The sequence below is a fragment of the Pseudomonas sp. ADAK21 genome (assembly GCF_012935735.1).
GTDB classification, from domain to species: domain Bacteria; phylum Pseudomonadota; class Gammaproteobacteria; order Pseudomonadales; family Pseudomonadaceae; genus Aquipseudomonas; species Aquipseudomonas proteolytica.
This window is the reverse complement of the sequence record NZ_CP052857.1, coordinates 5,077,338-5,094,687: the sequence shown is the minus strand read 5'-3', so window position 1 is coordinate 5,094,687 and position 17,350 is coordinate 5,077,338. Positions and strand designations below refer to the sequence as shown.

Here is a 17,350-nt window from a genome sequence, read left to right as displayed (position 1 = left end):
GATACCGATTACTCTTCGCGTGGCTGCATCTGACCGTCCCATCCGCCGCCCAATGCGGCGATCAGTTGCACACTGGCGACCAGCCGGGTTTGCAGCAAGGTCAGCACGGTGCGTTCGTTGCTCAATGCCGTGGCCTGCACGTTAACCACGTCCAGGTAGGCGATCAGGCCCGCCTTGTACTGGTTCTGGGTCAGGCGCAGGGATTCGCGGGCAGATGCCAGGGCTTCGTTGCTCACACCCGCCTCGTCTTCCAGGACCTTGAGCTGGACCATGTAGTTTTCCACCTCGCGGAAACCGTCGAGCACGGTCTGGCGGTACTTGGCCACGGTTTCGTCGTAGGAGGCTTCGGCGCGGTCAACTTCCGCCGAGCGTTGCCCGCCGTCGAACAGGGTCATCGCCAGTTTCGGCCCCACCGACCAGAAACGGTTGGGCAGGCTGATCCAGTCGGCGTAGGTGCTGCTGGAATATCCACCGGCCAGGCTCAGGGTCAGGTCGGGGTAGTAGGCGGTTTTCGCCACGCCAATATTGGCATTGGCCGCGATCACCGCCCGTTCGGCCGAGGCGATGTCTGGGCGGCGCTCCAGCAATTGTGATGGCAGGTTGGCAGGGATCTGCGGCAAGGCCGGAATATCCTTGCTCACCGCCAGGTTGAAGGTGGCCGGAGCTTCGCCGATCAGTACGGCGATGGCGTTTTCCAGCTGCGCACGCTGCCAGATCAGGTCGATCATGCTGGCCTGGGTGCTTTTGAGCTGGGTCTGCGCCTGGGCCACGGCGTCTTTGCCGGAGACACCGGCGCGATACTGGTTTTCAGTCATTTGCAGCGAGCGCTGGTAGGTCTCGACGGTGCTTTGCAGCAAGCGGGTCTGTTCGTCCATGACCCGCAGTTGCAGGTAGTTCTGCACCAACTCCGACTGCTGGCTCAAGCGCATGGCGGCCAGGTCTGCGGCGCTGGCTTGCTCGCTGGCGTTGCTGGCTTCCAGGCCACGGCGCAACTTGCCCCAGATATCCGCTTCCCAACTGACACCCAACTGGGTGTTGAGGGTGTCGCGGATACCGCTGCTGGAGCTGCTCAGGCTTGCATTGCTGCTACCGGTGCCCTGGCTGGCGCGGGTTTTACCGGCACTCAGGTCGACCGTGGGGAAAAAGGCGCCACGGGAACTGCGCGCAGTGGCCTGGGCCTGCCGGTAGCGGGCTTCGGCCTGGGCCACGGTCTGGTTGGCGTTGTTGAGCTTGTCCACCAGGTTGTTGAGTTGCTGGTCGCCATACAACTCCCACCAGGCGCCACGGGCCAAGGCATCGCTGGGCGCCGCCTGGCGCCAGCCCTGGGCTTCTTTGTACTGCGCCGGCTCAGCCACTTGCGGGCGCTGGTAATCCGGGCCGATGGCGCAAGCGCTGAGCAATACGCCGCAAAACACGGTAGGCGCGAGCTTGCTCGCGAAAAACCTGAGGCCCCGGCGGTGAGTCAGGTGCCCCGCGTCATGGTTGGCGTTTTTCGCTGGCAAGCCAGCGCCTACAGGGAGGTGCGTTGCGGTCATAACGGAGTGTCCAGGGCAGCGTCGGTACGCACCCCGCGCCAACCGTTGAAACGGTGGCGCAGGCGGTCGAGATAGAGGTAAACCACCGGGGTGGTGTAAAGGGTCAGGATCTGGCTGAACACCAGCCCGCCGATAATCGTCAGGCCCAGGGGCTGGCGCATTTCCGCGCCTTCGGCGGTGCTCAGCAGCAACGGCAAGGCACCGAGGATTGCCGCCAGGGTGGTCATCAGGATCGGTCGCAAGCGCAGCAGGCAGGCGCTGCGAATCGATTCCAGGGGCTGCATGCCTTCCTTGCGCTCCAGTTGCAGCGCCAGGTCGATCATCAGGATCGCGTTTTTCTTCACCACGCCGATCAGCAGGAACAGGCCCAGCAACGAGATCAGGCTGAACTCGCCGCCCAGCACGTAGATCGACAACAGCGCACCAACCCCGGCCGACGGCAAGGTCGAAAGGATGGTCAGCGGGTGGATGTAGCTCTCATACAAAATCCCCAGCACCAGATACACCGCTACCAACGCGCCGAGAATCATGAACGGCTGGCTTTTCTGAGTGGCGGCAAAGGCATCGGCGGTGCCCGCCATCTTGGCGATGACGTCTTCGGGCAAGCCGACCTTGGCAATCGCCCGCTCGATAGCGGCCGTGCCCTGCTCCACCGTGACCCCGGGGGCCATGTCGAAGGCAATGTCTTCGGAAGCGAACTGCCCTTCGTGGCTGACACGGTCGTCGGCCAGGCTGTTTTCGTAGTGGGCGATGGTCGACAGCGGGATTCGCGCGCCATCGGCGGTAATCACTTGCACCTGATTGAGGGTGATCGGGTCCTGGGCGTATTTTGGATTGACCTCCATCACCACCCGGTACTGGTTGAGGCTGTCATAGATGGTGGAAATCTGCCGCTGGCTGTAGGCGTTGTTCAGCACCGAGGTGACCATGTTCATGTCGACGCCCAGGCGCTTGGCCTGATCGCGGTCGACAATCAACGTCACCTGTTGCGCGCCACGGCCTTCGCGGGCGTCGATCGCGGTCAGTTCCGGCAGCTCGCGCAGCGCGGCGACCACTTTCGGGTACCACAGGCGCAATGCGGCCAGGTCGCCACTTTGCAGGATGTAGGAGTACTGCGAGGACGTCTGGTCGCGGCCGCCGCCAAATTGCAGGTCCTGGTCGGCCATCAGCATCAAGCGACCACCCGGTACCAGCGGCACTTCTTTACGCAGGCGCTCGATCACCGCCTGGGCCGACAGCTTGCGTTCCTTGATCGGCTTGAGCCGCACCAGCATCACGGCGTTGTTGGTGCCGTTGCTGCCACCGATAAAGCCGGCCACGCTCTCCACTGCGGGGTCTTGCAACACTGCTTTGCGGAAAATCTCCATCTTCGGCTGCATGACGCTAAATGACAGGCCGTCATCGCCGCGCACAAAACCGATCAGTTGCCCGGTGTCCTGTTGCGGCATAAAGGTCTTGGGAACCACCACATACAGCGCGATATTTACGCCAATGGTCACCAGCAGGCTGAGCAGGGTCAGGCGTTTGTGCCGCAGCACCCAGTCCAGGCTGCGGGCATAACCCCCCACCATATGGTCGTTGACCTTCTGGCTCCAGCGCTGCAAGCCGGTCTGCTGCCCTTTGACATGGGGCTTGAGCCAGCGCGCGCAGAGCATCGGCGTCAGGGTCAGGGAGACCACCAGCGAAACGATGATCGCCGCCGCCAGGGTGATGGAGAATTCACGGAACAGGCTGGTGACAATCCCGCCCATAAACAGGATCGACAGGAACACCGCCACCAGCGACACGTTCATCGACAGCAGGGTAAAACCGACCTCCTTGGCCCCAAGATACGCCGCCTTCATCGGCGCGATACCGTCGTCGATATGCCGCGAGATGTTCTCCAGCACCACGATGGCATCGTCCACCACCAGGCCAGTGGCCAGGATCAGGGCCATCAGCGACAGGTTGTTCAGGGAAAACCCGTACAGGTACATGATCGCAAAGGTGCCCACCAGCGACACCGGCACCGCCAGGGTCGGGATCAGCGAGGCGCGGAAGTTGCCGAGGAACAGGTACACCACCAGGATCACCAGGGCCACCGCAATCAGCAGGGTCATTTCCGCCTCATGCAGGGTGGCGGTGATCACCGGCGAGCGGTCCATGGCCAGGTTGAGCTTGACGCTGGACGGCAGCACCGCCTGCAGCGCCGGCAACTGCGCCTTGATCTGCTTGACGGTCTCGATGATGTTGGCGCCCGACTGGCGGTTGATCACCAGCAACACCGCCGAATCATTGTTGAAGAAACCACTGTTGTAGCGGTCCTCGACGCCATCGCTGATCTTCGCCACATCGCTCAGGCGCAACGCCGCGCCGTCCTGGTAGCGGATCAGCAGCGGCTCATAGTCCTTGGCCTTTTCCAACTGGTCGTTGGCCTGGATCTGCCAGTTACGCTCGGCGTCTTCCACCGAGCCCTTGGGCCGGCGCACGTTGGCATTGGCAATGGTGTCGCGCACCTCATCCAGGGACACGCCGTACTGGTCGAGAGCCTTGGGTTCGAGCTCGATGCGCACCGCCGGCAGGGAACTGCCGCCGATCTGCACTTCACCCACACCCGGTACCTGGGACAGGCTTTGGGAGAGGATGGTCGAGGCCAGGTCATACAACTGGCCCTTGGGTAACACGTCCGAGGTCAGCGACAACACCATGATCGGCGCCTGGGACGGGTTGATCTTGCGGTAGGTGGGCATGCTGCGCATGCCGCTGGGCAACAGGTTGCGCGAGGCGTTGATCGCCGCCTGCACTTCCCGCGCCGCGCCGTTGATATCGCGGTCGGAGTCAAAGGCCAGGATTACCCGGGTCGAGCCCTGGCTCGACGAACTGCTCAAGGTGGTGACCCCGGCAATCGCGCCGAAGGAGCGCTCCAGGGGCGTAGCCACGGTAGACGCCATCACTTCCGGGCTGGCGCCAGGCAGGCTGGCGGAGACCACAATCACCGGGAAGTCGATCTGGGGCAGCGGCGACACCGGTAACAGGCTGAAACTGACACCGCCCAGCAACATGATCGCCAGGCTCAGCAGCATGGTGGCTACCGGCCGGCGAATAAAAGGTCCGGACAGGTTCATGGCTCAACCGGCTCCAGCGCTTCGGGGGTCTTGCGCCAGCGACGGCCCAGGCGGTCGAAGTACAGGTAGATCACCGGGGTAGTGAACAGCGTAAGGACCTGGCTCAACAGCAAGCCGCCGACCATCACCAGGCCCAGGGGCTGGCGCAGTTCGGCGCCGGAGCCGGTGGCCAGCATCAGGGGCACCGCACCGAACAGCGCCGCCAGGGTGGTCATCAGGATTGGCCGGAAGCGCAACAGCGCCGCCTGGTAGATCGCGGTCTGCGGGTCAAGGCCCTGGTTGCGTTCGGCGTCGAGGGCAAAGTCGATCATCATGATCGCGTTCTTCTTCACGATGCCGATCAGCAAGATGATGCCGATGATCGCGATCATCCCCAGGTCGTTGCCCGTAAGCAGCAGCGCCAACAGGGCCCCCACCGCTGCCGATGGCAGGGTCGAGAGAATGGTGATCGGGTGGATGTAGCTCTCGTACAACACGCCGAGCACGATGTACATGGTGACCACCGCCGCCAGGATCAGCAGCAAGGTGCTCGACAGCGAGGCCTCGAACGCCTGGGCGGCGCCCTGGAACTGGGTCTGCACGCCGACCGGCATGCCAATGTCCTTCTGCACCTGGTTGATCAGCTCCACACCTTTGCCCAGGGCCACGCCGGGTGCCAGGTTGAACGACATCATCACCGCAGGGAACTGGCCGATATGGGTAATCGCCAACTGGGCCTGGCGCTGCTCGATGCGGGCCAGGCTCGACAGGCGCACCTGGCCGCCGTCGGTGGTTTTCACATGGATCTGGTTCAGCGCATCCGGCCCCAGGGTTTCGCCGGACTGGGCCTGCAGCACCACGCGGTACTGGCTGGCCTGGGTGTAGATCGTGGAGATCTGCCGTTGGCCAAAGGCGTCATACAGGGCGTCGGTGATATTGGCCACCGACACGCCCAGGCGCGAGGCGGCATCGCGGTCGATCACCATGTACACCTGCAAGCCCTTGTCCTGCAGGTCGCTGGCGACATCGGTGAGTTCCGGATACTGGCTCAGGGCCTGTACCAGCTTGCCGCTCCACAGTGCCAACAGGTCGGCGTCCGGGGAGGACATGCTGAACTGGTACTGGGTACGACTGACGCGGTCTTCGATGGTCAGGTCCTGCACCGGCTGCATGAACAGGCGGATGCCCACCAGCTTGTCCAGAGTCGGCTGCAGGCGCGCAATCACCTCGACAGCGCTCAAGTCCCGCTCTTTATGGGGCTTGAGGTTGATCAGCAGGCGGCCACTGTTGAGGGTGGCGTTATCGCCATCTACCCCAATGTAGGACGACAGGCTTTCCACCGCCGGATCTTCGAGGATGATCTTCGCCAGTTCTTGCTGGCGCTGGCTCATGGCAGCAAAGGAAATCGACTGCGGCGCCTCGGAAATGCCCTGGATCACCCCGGTGTCCTGCACCGGGAAGAAGCCCTTGGGCACCACCAGGTACAGCACCACCGTCAGGCCCAGGGTGGCGATGGCCACCAGCAGGGTCAGCGGTTGGTGCTTGAGCACCCATTGCAGCTTGCGCCCGTAGGCAGCCACCAGCCAGTCGATCCAGGCGCCGCTGGCCTTGTAGAAGCGGCCCTGTTCTTCTTCCTTGGGTTCGCGCTTGAGCAGGCGCGCGCACATCATCGGCGTCAGGGTCAGGGACACCACCAGGGAAATCAGGATCGCCACCGCCAGGGTGATGGCAAATTCGCGGAACAGCCGCCCGACCACATCGGCCATGAACAGCAGCGGGATCAATACCGCAATCAGCGACAGGGTCAGGGAAACCAGGGTGAAGCCGATCTGCTTGGCGCCCTTGAGCGCCGCGGCCATCGGTGTCTCGCCTTCCTCGATGTAACGGGAAATGTTCTCCAGCATCACGATGGCATCGTCCACCACGAACCCGGTGGCGATGGTCAGGGCCATCAGGGTCAGGTTGTTGATGGAGAAACCGGCCAGGTACATCACGCCAAAGGTGCCGATCAGGGACAACGGCACGGCAATCGACGGGATGATGGTGGCGCTGAAGCGACGCAGGAACAGGAACGTCACCATTACCACCAGGGCAATGGCGATCAGCAATTCATGCTGCACATCGGTGACCGAGGCGCGAATGGTCTGGGTGCGGTCGGTGAGCACCGTCACGTCGAGGCCCGCGGGCAGGTTGTCGGTGATGCTGGGCAGCAGCGCCTTGATCCGGTCCACCACCTCGATCACGTTGGCGCCCGGCTGGCGCTGGATATTGAGCAGCACCGCCTGGTTTTCATTGGCCCAGGCAGCAAGGCGTTCGTTCTCGGCGCCATCGACGATCTGCGCGACGTCCTTGAGGCGCAGCGGCGCACCGTTGCTATAGGCCAGGATCAGTTCAGCGTACTGCTCGGGCGATACCAACTGGTCGTTGGCGTCGAGCATCGACACCCGGGTCGGGCCGTCGAAGTTACCCTTGGGCTGGTTGACGTTGGAGGCCGCGATCAGGCTGCGCACGTCCGCCAGGTTCAAGCCGTTGGCGGCCAGGGCCTCGGGGTTGACCTTGATCCGCACGGCCTGGCGCTGGCCGCCGGCGATGCTGACCATGCCCACACCGCTGATCTGCGCGATTTTTTGCGCCATGCGCGTATCGACCAGGTCATTGAGCTTGGGCAACAACATGGTCTTGGAAGTAATGGCCAGGGTCAGCACCGGGGTGTCGGCCGGGTTGACCTTGTTGTACACCGGGGGCGCCGGCAGGTCCGAAGGCAGCAGGTTGCTGGCCGCGTTGATCGCCGCCTGCACCTGTTGCTCGGCGACGTCCATATTGACGTCGAGGTTGAAGCGCAGGGTCAGCACCGAGGCCCCACCGGAACTGGTCGAGGCCATCTGCGTCAGGCCGGGCATTTGCCCGAACTGGCGCTCCAGGGGCGCAGTGACCGCGCTGGTCATCACATCCGGGCTGGCGCCGGGGTACAGGGTCATGACGCGGATGGTCGGGTAATCCACCTGGGGCAAGGCTGACACCGGCATCAAGCGATAGGCGATCAGGCCAGCCAGGACAATGGCCAGCATGCTCAGGGTGGTGGCGACGGGCCTGAGGATGAACAGCCGTGACAGGTTCATGCGCCGGCCTTTTGCGCCTTGCCGGCATCCGCCGCCGGGCTGCTTTCGCCTTGTGCCGCGGGCTTGCCCTGCAAATGTTCAGTGGGGGTGGTTGGCACCTGGTTGCTGTCGTTGACCACTTCGACGTCGGTGCCGTCCTTCAAGCGATCGGTGCCTTCGAGTACCACGCGATCGCCGGCAGCCAGGCCTTCCTTGACCACGGTGTTCTGGCCATCGGTATCACCAATGACCAGGGTGCGGATCTTGACCTTCTTGTCAGCGTCCAGGGCATAGACAAAGGTGCCGTTGGTGCCGAACTGGATCGCCGCCGATGGCACCAACACCACGTTTTTCAGGGTGTCGGCCAACAGGCGCACGTTGACGAACTGATTGGGGAACAGCACCTGGTCCTGGTTATCGAAACGGGCCTTGAATTTCAGGGTGCCGGTGGCGACATCGATCTGGTTGTCCAGGCTCTGCAACACGCCGGTGGCCTGTAGCTGCAGATCGCCACGGTCCCAGGCCTGCACCGGCAGCTTGTTGCCGGTACGGTAGCGGGCCAGCACGGTTTGCAGGCTGTTCTCCGGCAAGGTGAAGGCCACGCTGATCGGTTGGGTCTGGGTGATGATTGCCAGGGCGGTGGTGTCGTTGGCCGCCACCAGGTTGCCGACGTCCAGTTGGCGCAGGCCGACACGGCCGGATATCGGCGCGCGGATCTGGGTGAATTCAAGGTTGAGCTTGGCGTCATCCACCGCACCCTGGTTGGTCTTGACCGTACCCTGGTATTGCAGGACCAGCGCGGCGGCGGTGTCCAGGGTCTGCTTGGCGATACTGTCTTGTTCATACAGGCCGCGATAACGCTCAAGGTCAACCTGGGCGTTTTTCAGTTGGGCCTGGTTTTGCAGAAGCATGCCCTGGGCCTGGAGCAAGGCGTTCTGGTAGCTGCGCGGGTCGATTTGCGCCAGCAGGTCGCCGGCCTTGACCATCTGCCCTTCTTCAAAGGCGATCTTCACCAGCTCTCCCCCAACCCGGCTGCGCACATTGATGGTGTTCAGCGCCGTCACAGTGCCAAGCGCCTTGTAGTACACCGGGAAGTCCCCGGTGACCGCAGGTGCAACACGCACGGGCACCGCAGCGCCGGAGCCGCCGAAGCCGGGACGCATCATCCCCGTCTTGCTGGTCCTGGCTGCCGGGGCGTCTTTCTGGGCGGAGCCTGCCGGCCAGAACTTCCAGCACAGGCCGGCAATCACCAACAGGACAAGCAAGCCAAACAGCCAGCGGCGGGAACTACGGGGAGACGATTGCATGGATTGATCAACCATTGGATGCGAGGGCTTCTTCTTTGGGAGGCTGAAAGATAAGCACTGGGGCGCGTTTAGAAAAGCGCCTTTACCGGCTATTTACCTTCGGGCTTACAAACATTTACTTTTCGAGGTGAAACATCAGCAATTTGGGCTAAACCGCTGAAGCACAAATGAAAACGGCCTGGACTAGGCCAGGCCGCAAGCATGCATCATACGTGTTACTGCAAAGCGACAGTAACGGGCTGGAACAATTACTTCAGTACAGCCAGGGCCGCTTCGTAGTTTGGTTCTTCGGCGATCTCGCCAACCAATTCGCTGTGCAGCACTTTGTCGTTTTCATCCAGAACCACCACGGCGCGGGCGGTCAGGCCCTTGAGGGCGCCATCGGCAATGGATACACCGTAGTCAACGGCAAAGTCGGCGCTGCGGAAGTCCGACAGGTTCTTCACGTTTTCCAGGCCTTCGGCACCGCAGAAGCGAGCCTGGGCGAATGGCAGGTCGGTGGAGATGCACAGTACAACGGTGTTGTTCAGGTCGTTGGCCTGGGCGTTGAACTTGCGCACCGAAGTCGCGCAGGTCGGGGTGTCAACGCTTGGGAAGATGTTCAGTACTTTGCGCTTGCCGGCGAAAGTCGCCAGGGTGACGTCCGACAGATCGCCTGCGGTCAGGGAAAAGTCGAGGGCCTGGGTGCCAACTTGCGGCAACTCGCCTTCAACCTGGACCGGGTTGCCTTTGAGGGTGACTTGAGCCATGAACGGAATCCTTATGCTGGGTTAGATGAAACGAATTCGAGAGGCAGAAGTTAACCACAAAGTGCGATTGACACCTATGGCCGAACACAAAATGTCATGACTGCGCCCGGGCCGGGCGGCTGTGGTTTAATTGCGCCGCTTTTGCCCTGCACTTGAAGGAATTCATCGTTGAACAATCAGCCTGCCACCCGCGTCCTGGTCATTGGTTATGTCTGGCCGGAGCCCCGTTCCTCAGCTGCGGGCGGGCATATGATGCAGATCCTCGAGAGTTTTCTTGCTCAAGGCTGGGAAATAACCTTCAGCAGCCCGGCGGCCATCGGCGAGCACAAGGCCGACCTTGCCGCCCTGGGCATCCGTGAATGCGCCATCGAGCTCAATAACAGCAGTTTCGACGAATTTATTCGAGAACTCGCCCCGGATATCGTGCTGTTCGACCGGTTCATGATGGAGGAACAGTTCGGCTGGCGGGTCGAGAAGCACTGCCCGGACGCCTTGCGCGTGCTGGAAACCTCGGATTTGCAGAGCCTGCGCGATGCCCGCCATCAGCGCCTCAAGGACCATCTCAAGAGCCAGCCTGACGCAGATGATTTCAGCCCGCTGTTCGCTCCCGCCCTGGATGAGGAATTCCAGTTGATGGCGCCAACCGACCTGGCCAAGCGCGAGATCGCAGCGATCTACCGCTGTGATATCAGCCTGATGATTTCCGACGTCGAGATCCAACTGCTCACCGAGCACTTCAAGGTGCCCCGCGCCCTGCTCCACTGGTGCCCGTTGATGATCGAGCAGCCCAGCGAAGCATTTGTGCCGTTTGAAGACCGTGCGCACTTCCTGAGTATCGGTAACTTCCGCCACGCCCCCAACTGGGATGCCGTGCTGTGGATGAAGAACAGCCTCTGGCCCCTGATCCGCCAGCAACTGCCGGGTGCCCAGTTGCATATCTACGGCGCCTACACTCCGCCCAAGGCCACCGCGCTGCATAACCCGGCCCAAGGCTTTCATGTGATGAACTGGGCCGAGGACGCACTGCAAGTCATGTCAGCCGCACGCATCTGCCTGGCCCCCTTGCGCTTCGGCGCCGGGATCAAGGGCAAGCTGGCGGACGGCATGCTCTGCGGTACACCCAGTATCACCACCCCCATCGGTGCCGAAGGCATGGCCGACGGGCAGCCTTGGCCCGGAGCAATCGCCCACAGCGCCAGCGCCCTGGCCGCCGCTGCCGTGGCACTGTACACAGACCCGCAAGCCTGGACCGCGGCCCAAGCCGCTGGCCGCGAACTGCTGGCCCGACGCTATGCCCCGCAACTGCACGGCCCGGCGCTGGTCGAGCGCCTGCAACTTTGCCGTGGCGAACTGGCGCAACATCGACGCAACAACTTCACCGGCAGCATGTTGCGCCACCATCTGCATAAAAGTACCCAGTACATGGCGCAGTGGATCGAGGCAAAAAACCGCACGCTCTAAATGCTGGCGAGGTGCTGCGCAACGGGGCATTATCGGTTGCGCAACCACAATAAAAGCGACGCCAGCATGACTCGAGCCGCGCGAATCACCGACCCCTCCTATGAATTGATGGACGACCACAATGGCCTGTCCATCATCTATCGCCAGCATGGTTTCCCCTGCCCGCTGGTGCGCTGGCATTTCCATAAGGAATACGAGCTGCACCTGATTATTGCCAGCTCCGGCAAAGTGTTTATCGGCGACTACATCGGCAATTTCTATCCCGAAAGCCTGTTCCTCACCGGCCCCAACCTGCCCCATAACTGGATCAGCCAGGTGGCCGAGGATGAGGTGGTGCCCAAGCGCGACATGCTGGTGAATTTTACCGACGAGTTGTTTGATAGCGCCGTCCCGGTCTTCAGTGAGCTCAAGGCCCTGGCGCCGTTGCTGGAACGGGCCAAGTACGGCATCGAGTTTCGCTGCAAGCACACCATCGCCCAGGCCATGACGCTGATGCAGCAGATCGAAGAGGCACGCGGCGTGGCGCGGCTCGGGCACTTTTTGATCCTGATGGAGGTGTTGAGTGCCTGCGAGGATTACCAGTTACTGTCCGGGGTGACCACCCCGCAACTGGCCGATGAGCACAGCATCGACCGCACCAACCGCGCGGTGGACTATATCTTTGCCAACTACGGCCGAGAGTTGCCCCTGGAAGAAGTAGCCGACCATCTGGGGATGAAGCCGACGTACTTTTCCAGGGTGTTCAAGCAGGCGACCGGGCGCACCTTCATCGAGTTCGTCAACCGGCTGCGCATCAGTAAATCCTGCGAACTGCTGGCCGATGGTGACAAGGCCGTCACCGATGTGTGCTTTGAATCGGGGTTCAACAATATCTCCAACTTCAACCGGCGCTTTCAGCAACTCAAGGGCATGACACCTTCCCATTATCGGCGCCTGGCGGTCCAGCGGCTCACAGAGCAGAACCTGGCCAAAATACACGCCCCAAAAGATTTCTTACAGATCACGCAGGCATTTCACTCTCCGATACAGGAACGTTCAGCTAAACCTTGACCACGTATCTAAGTACCTCGCTCGCCTAACCGACGGGGTATTTATGAAATAACCTGGTAAGAGGCAGCCTCATGATCAGCATTAATCCGTCATATATTTCCCACCTTCTCCCCACGAACAAACTAAACCCACCTCCCAGCAATACCGATTCAGTGACGCCCCAAACTATCCAAGTCTTTTATAAGGGCAACACGGATGTCCAGGCTTCTCCTGCGCCCTCTAACTGAGTAATAAACCAACGTTGGATAGTGCCGAGAGAGGGACTAATGCTGGCGCAAGTACGGATATGATTAGAGAGAAACTCGACTTCACTGACTGATCAAAACGCCTGCTTCAAACTTTGATTGATTCACCCTTATCATTATTTCCCTTCAATGGTAGTTACTACTCATGAAAGTCGAATCATTGCGTATGCCCGCAACTTCCCCTACTGCAAATACCACCGACTCTGCGTTTGAAAATACCGCTCCTGGGTTAATACGTGTCAAACGTACGAATCAGGCAATAACCCAAGAGAACAAAAAACTTGCCACCGAACTCATCAGGTCTGGCGACGCGACGCTCGCTTACCAATACAATGCTGCATTAATGGAACAAATCCTCGCTAGCCCCACTGACGGGGAGGCAAAGCCAGCTGGCAAATCTGTGCCGAATATTCCACCCTTATCCACATTCGGTATGGCGTGGGGTCAGCTTACCCAAGCCATTCAAAGCGAGCCATTTGCGACTTTCGCCAGGGTACACAAGATCGAGCCAGGCACCCTGCGACTGAACACTCGTGATGGATGGACGCTTGATTGTATTGCAGACGGAAAACCTGCCTCTTTTTCGAAATACACGCCTGGCTGGTGGAAGGCTACCGCAGCAGTGATAGAGGCCGCTCGGGCGCTTACACCGACACTCAAGCTGGACGTTGAATACACCGGCGCAACGAGTGCGCCCGCAGAGGTGATAGGCGATTTCTATGCCGCACGCACCAACGGTACGCAAGCCGATAAGCTTTATCTAATCGGCCTGCAGAACCAGCATGGCTCGTTCGACGCTCTGCGCGAACCGGACTCCACAGCGCCTGCGTTCAACCGTCCCGCACATTTGCCGGTCCGCCAGCAGCAAGAAAAGGCAATAGAGGCGTTATCTGCAAAAATTGCAGCCGATCCACAACGGTTTTCACTCGCCGAACCCAATCCAAAGTCGTCAGTTGAGGACGCCGACTTGGCGTTAGCACGGTTGTACGGGAGAGCCGTACTCAGCCTCAGGCCGGAAATGGGGCGCCTGGTTAATGCACCCCGCGCGACTTTGTCGGTGTCTGAAATACCTGAACACTCAACACTTGGGCAAACCCTGCGTAACTCAACGCAGCCGCGTGGTAAAAACACCCAACTGACACTCGACTGGATCGGTAGGTTCTATGGCGAACCGGCCAGCGATGGCACATTGGAAGGCGCGCTCAAACAGACCTCATCACTCACGCACCACGGCTTTCACGCGTTGAGCAAAGCCGATCCGCCAACTGATAAACGCTCCGTTGCGGTTCGACGACGGCAAGATGCCGCTATCCAGCGGCTCGCCAACCCCGTCTTACCCACTGACAAACCAGCCCCGGCCATCAATACTATGGCCGATCTCGCACGCAGCCAGTTTAGCAGTGAGCCTACGTTGCATTCGGTGACCTCCCGATTGGTCAGCGACAGGATAAAAGCGATCGCTCCTGGACTGGATGTCGACGCCAACCAGATCGCCATTGCCACACCCGACCCGCAACATCCAGGGCAGTTCAAGAAAACGCAACTGATGACACTGGTAATGGACTACCTGGCTGGCGGCACTCCACCCGACTTCACCAATGGCCATCGAGCGTTTGATACCCGCCCGAACGTGCTGGAGCATACAGGCAACGATGCTGGCATCCCGCTGAGCCTGGATTTACCGGCACTCAGCGCGGCACTACGCGCACTGCCAACCCAACTCAACGAGGCGTTAAACGTCGATTCACAAGCCTATTGGAATAAACCGGCCTTCAGTACCCCAACTGCTACCGGCACCGCCTTTCCCGGCAGCCACCGTGACTTGGTTAGCAGCATATTGCGTAGCAACCTGCAGCAAGCTGGCCTGAAGCAACCTGGCCTGGATGATGAACAACGTAAAACCGTGGCCATGGTCACGATGCGTCCGAACGGTTCGACGCGCGCCCTCCCCCTTGACCCCACAACCTCTGACGCCGACGTCTATGCCGCCCCTGGCCCCATACCGAACATACTGATTCATCGCTACTTGTCGCAACCCCACCGCGAGATACTCCTGCTCGTGGAACCCAGCGGAAAAATCACCGCTTATAACGCCTGGGACGACCTACCGTACGCAAGACGAAACCTGACAATTCAAAACGGCAATACCTTCGATGCGCAGGCCGATGTTCTTATCAAACAGCATCAAGGGAACAGCTTGTCCGCCGCCCCACCGCTATATGACGACAAATCTAAAACCAAGCTGCCCGATTGGATGAGTAAAGCCGGCGACGCGCAACGTTTTGTGTTCCATGAACTCAGCCTTGAGTTGGCTAACTTCCTGCTGTTGAACAAGGGACAAATGTACAACAGCGATATCAAGGACATCCGCACCTACGCAGAGGAGAAGTTCGACAGGTTGCCTAAAAAGAACAAGTTAACCCGGTATGCCGCCAATCAACTGGAGGTGGTCTTCAAAGTGCCTTATGGCGCACCGATGACCGCAGGCTTAATCGATCGCCAGTCAATGAGCCTGACCGACATGATGCTGAAGAACTTGTCGGGGCTGCCGAATGGCCAGATAGAAGTATTTGCCAAGACAGGGCTCAAGGAAAATGGAGTCGACATAAAAGTCAGGGTTCCCCAGCTGGAAAAAGAGGGGGTGCTCAAACAAATGATCAACGATCTTGATATCGGCAAAACCTATCCTGCTTTGCTGAAACAAAAGTTGCTCGGCGAGCCCGGCAAAACCGCAGAGCGTCAAGCGCTTTTCGCCCAGCAGGTGCCGATCGAACTGCAGATGAAGGCACTGGAGTTGAGCATAAAGGGAACAGCCGGGGTTACCACTACAGGTTTTCGTTTCATCCAGGAAATACTCAAGCCGGGGCCCGCCCCAAGGATGGTTGACGGCAAGGAAATCGTGATCCGTCCGCTGGCTTTTGATAACACAGCCAATGGGAAAATCGATGTAGTCGAGGGTGCCTACCTGATCGAACCCAAGGACAGTGCCACCGGCCCCCATATCTTATATCGGCCGTTGATTGCCGATGCACCACTTATGCAGTTCCCTTCTCGCCAGGCGTTGCTGGAAGCCATACAAAAGAGAGGCAAACTGCAAACCGACACCCTAGCGTGGCTACCTGACGAAAGCACGCGACAGCTTTACCGCGGCAACGGTTTCACACACCCCAACGTAGTGCTGTTCGGTTACAACCTTGGATCTACGAGCCTGAATGAAACCATTCCCCTCGCGGTGGATGATCGTCTGCAGCAAGCGCTGCACGATGGTAAATTGATTGAATACCTGTACACGGCTAACGCTCAGAACTTGATAACACTGGCTAAACAACAATCGACATCCGATGCAGAAAGCCGCTGGGCTTCCCTGAAAGAGGGCGGGTTTCTATTGCTCAATGCTCTACTGCCAGCGATGCGTGGTCCCGGTGCCACACTGGGTGTGCTGCTACAAGCTGACGGTATCCTCAACGACGTACACGTCCTGAGCGCTGATGACGTGAAAAACAAAGAGGCGGCCCTGACTGATCTGCTGGTCAACCTTGCGTCTTTATTGATTCACTTCAAAGTGCGCTCATCGAGTGAGCGTGCCGTCGGCGGCTCGACTCGAGCGCCACATAGCACAAGCTTGTTAATCGATGAAGTGGCAACTACCGCAGCACCGGCAAAAAACCGCATTGTCTTGGGAGGACCGGTGGATATCAAACCGCTGTCTGGTGATATTCAAGTCTTCGTGGATACTTACAAAGGCGAGCAGCGTCTTAACATCATGGGCCACGCCGAGGAACCCAGTGGGGACGGGGCATCGCGCATTTTAGGAGAAGATAACAAAAGTTACGGAGCTGAAGATATCAACCAGGAATTGCTGGCCCGCGGCATAGACATTCGAAACTACAGCGAGGTACGGCTGTTATCCTGCTATTCCAGCAGTGGCGGTGATCAATCACTTGCCGCGCAGCTTCAGACGCTCACGGGCGTGCGCGTCAAAGGCTTCCGCAGGGAAATTATCGTAGATTACAAAGGTGTTGACGGTGAAGACCCGTTCTTGATCTACGAAGATGCATCGACACGCTATCGCCAACAATATCCAGCCCTCAGTGACAGTGATATTCATCTCTTGGCCGAAAAAGAACTGAACCGCAAGCTTGCGGGGCGTGACCTCGACTTCAACATCAACAAAGATAACGGCACGGAAATTGAAATTAATATAGGCAGCGATGAAAAGCCTGTGTTTTATAGAACCCGGGTCGATTATCAGCCTCGTACCTTTGGAAGTCCGAAAACCAAAACGGCACCGCAGAAACCGATAGAAGTGCTGATGGGCTACTCTCACACCGTTGAAAACTCAACCTCGGTACTATCGACCCGCAGTCTGACAGACTGCTCCGCCCTTGCCGTGCTGACAGATCTAAAAGATGGGGTTTATCAAAAACGCACATTAATGCACCTGACCGGCAGCAACCTGGAGTTTGGCCTGTTCGACGCAAACGCCGCCCAGGCAGTGGATGAGTTGGAGAAGTCATTAGCCAAAGGCGGCAAGGTCATCTTCGTAGGCGGTGTGGACTCTCAATCACCCGTCGGCATGGGGGTCGTATTGGGGCAGGAGGTCCAAGGTAGAAAACCGCTGTTAGATATACTTAAGAAGCCGGGCGTGGAGACCATCATCGCCAGCTCACTGGGTGTGGATATCAATCCCGATGGTACTTACAAGCTGATCGAGGGGACCGGTAAGGGCACTTTCACTCAACCCATGACCAAAAACGTGTTCGACTTCGCCGAGTAATTCGCCTAACACCGCAGCTGCAGCAGGCAACTGTAACGGCTGCTG

The 17,350-nt window shown here is 59.5% G+C and carries 7 protein-coding genes and 1 pseudogene; 3 read left to right on the top strand and 5 right to left on the bottom strand.

Annotated elements, in window-relative coordinates; translation table 11 throughout:
- Positions 1-8: 8 nt before the first annotated feature.
- The 5 genes from HKK57_RS22995 to tpx all read right to left on the bottom strand — a co-directional run bounded on the left by HKK57_RS22995 (position 9) and on the right by tpx (position 9,772).
- A complete protein-coding gene (locus HKK57_RS22995) occupies positions 9-1,535 on the bottom strand; it encodes an efflux transporter outer membrane subunit (RefSeq protein ID WP_237150435.1) in 1,527 nt (508 codons plus the stop codon).
- The gene (locus HKK57_RS22990) at positions 1,532-4,639 is read right to left on the bottom strand and encodes an efflux RND transporter permease subunit (protein ID WP_169390832.1); all 3,108 of its coding nucleotides are present in this window, start codon (positions 4,637-4,639) and stop codon (positions 1,532-1,534) included. Before HKK57_RS22990 ends, HKK57_RS22995 begins: the two co-directional genes overlap by 4 nt.
- Positions 4,636-7,737, bottom strand: coding sequence for an MdtB/MuxB family multidrug efflux RND transporter permease subunit (locus HKK57_RS22985; RefSeq protein ID WP_029291585.1), 3,102 nt, complete (start codon positions 7,735-7,737; stop codon positions 4,636-4,638). The genes HKK57_RS22990 and HKK57_RS22985 overlap by 4 nt, the downstream gene beginning before the upstream one ends.
- Complete coding sequence (locus HKK57_RS22980) at positions 7,734-9,038, bottom strand: MdtA/MuxA family multidrug efflux RND transporter periplasmic adaptor subunit (protein ID WP_169390831.1); 1,305 nt, start codon at positions 9,036-9,038, stop codon at positions 7,734-7,736. Before HKK57_RS22980 ends, HKK57_RS22985 begins: the two co-directional genes overlap by 4 nt.
- A 233-nt stretch (positions 9,039-9,271) precedes the next feature.
- Positions 9,272-9,772 (bottom strand): thiol peroxidase, encoded by a 501-nt coding sequence (tpx, locus tag HKK57_RS22975; RefSeq protein ID WP_029291581.1) that lies wholly within the window; start codon positions 9,770-9,772, stop codon positions 9,272-9,274.
- 168 nt (positions 9,773-9,940) lie between these two features.
- Between tpx and HKK57_RS22970 the strand changes: the two genes are divergently transcribed.
- From HKK57_RS22970 to HKK57_RS22960, 3 genes and pseudogenes are all read left to right on the top strand, one after another.
- Entirely contained in the window at positions 9,941-11,233 is a 1,293-nt protein-coding gene (locus HKK57_RS22970; protein WP_169390830.1) for a glycosyltransferase, read from the top strand.
- Positions 11,234-11,299: 66 nt separating this feature from the next.
- Positions 11,300-12,202, top strand: a pseudogene (locus tag HKK57_RS22965) (AraC family transcriptional regulator); the annotation flags it as partial.
- A gap of 471 nt (positions 12,203-12,673) precedes the next feature.
- A complete protein-coding gene (locus HKK57_RS22960; protein WP_169390829.1) occupies positions 12,674-17,305 on the top strand; it encodes a dermonecrotic toxin domain-containing protein in 4,632 nt (1,543 codons plus the stop codon).
- The last annotated feature ends 45 nt before the right edge of the window (positions 17,306-17,350 follow it).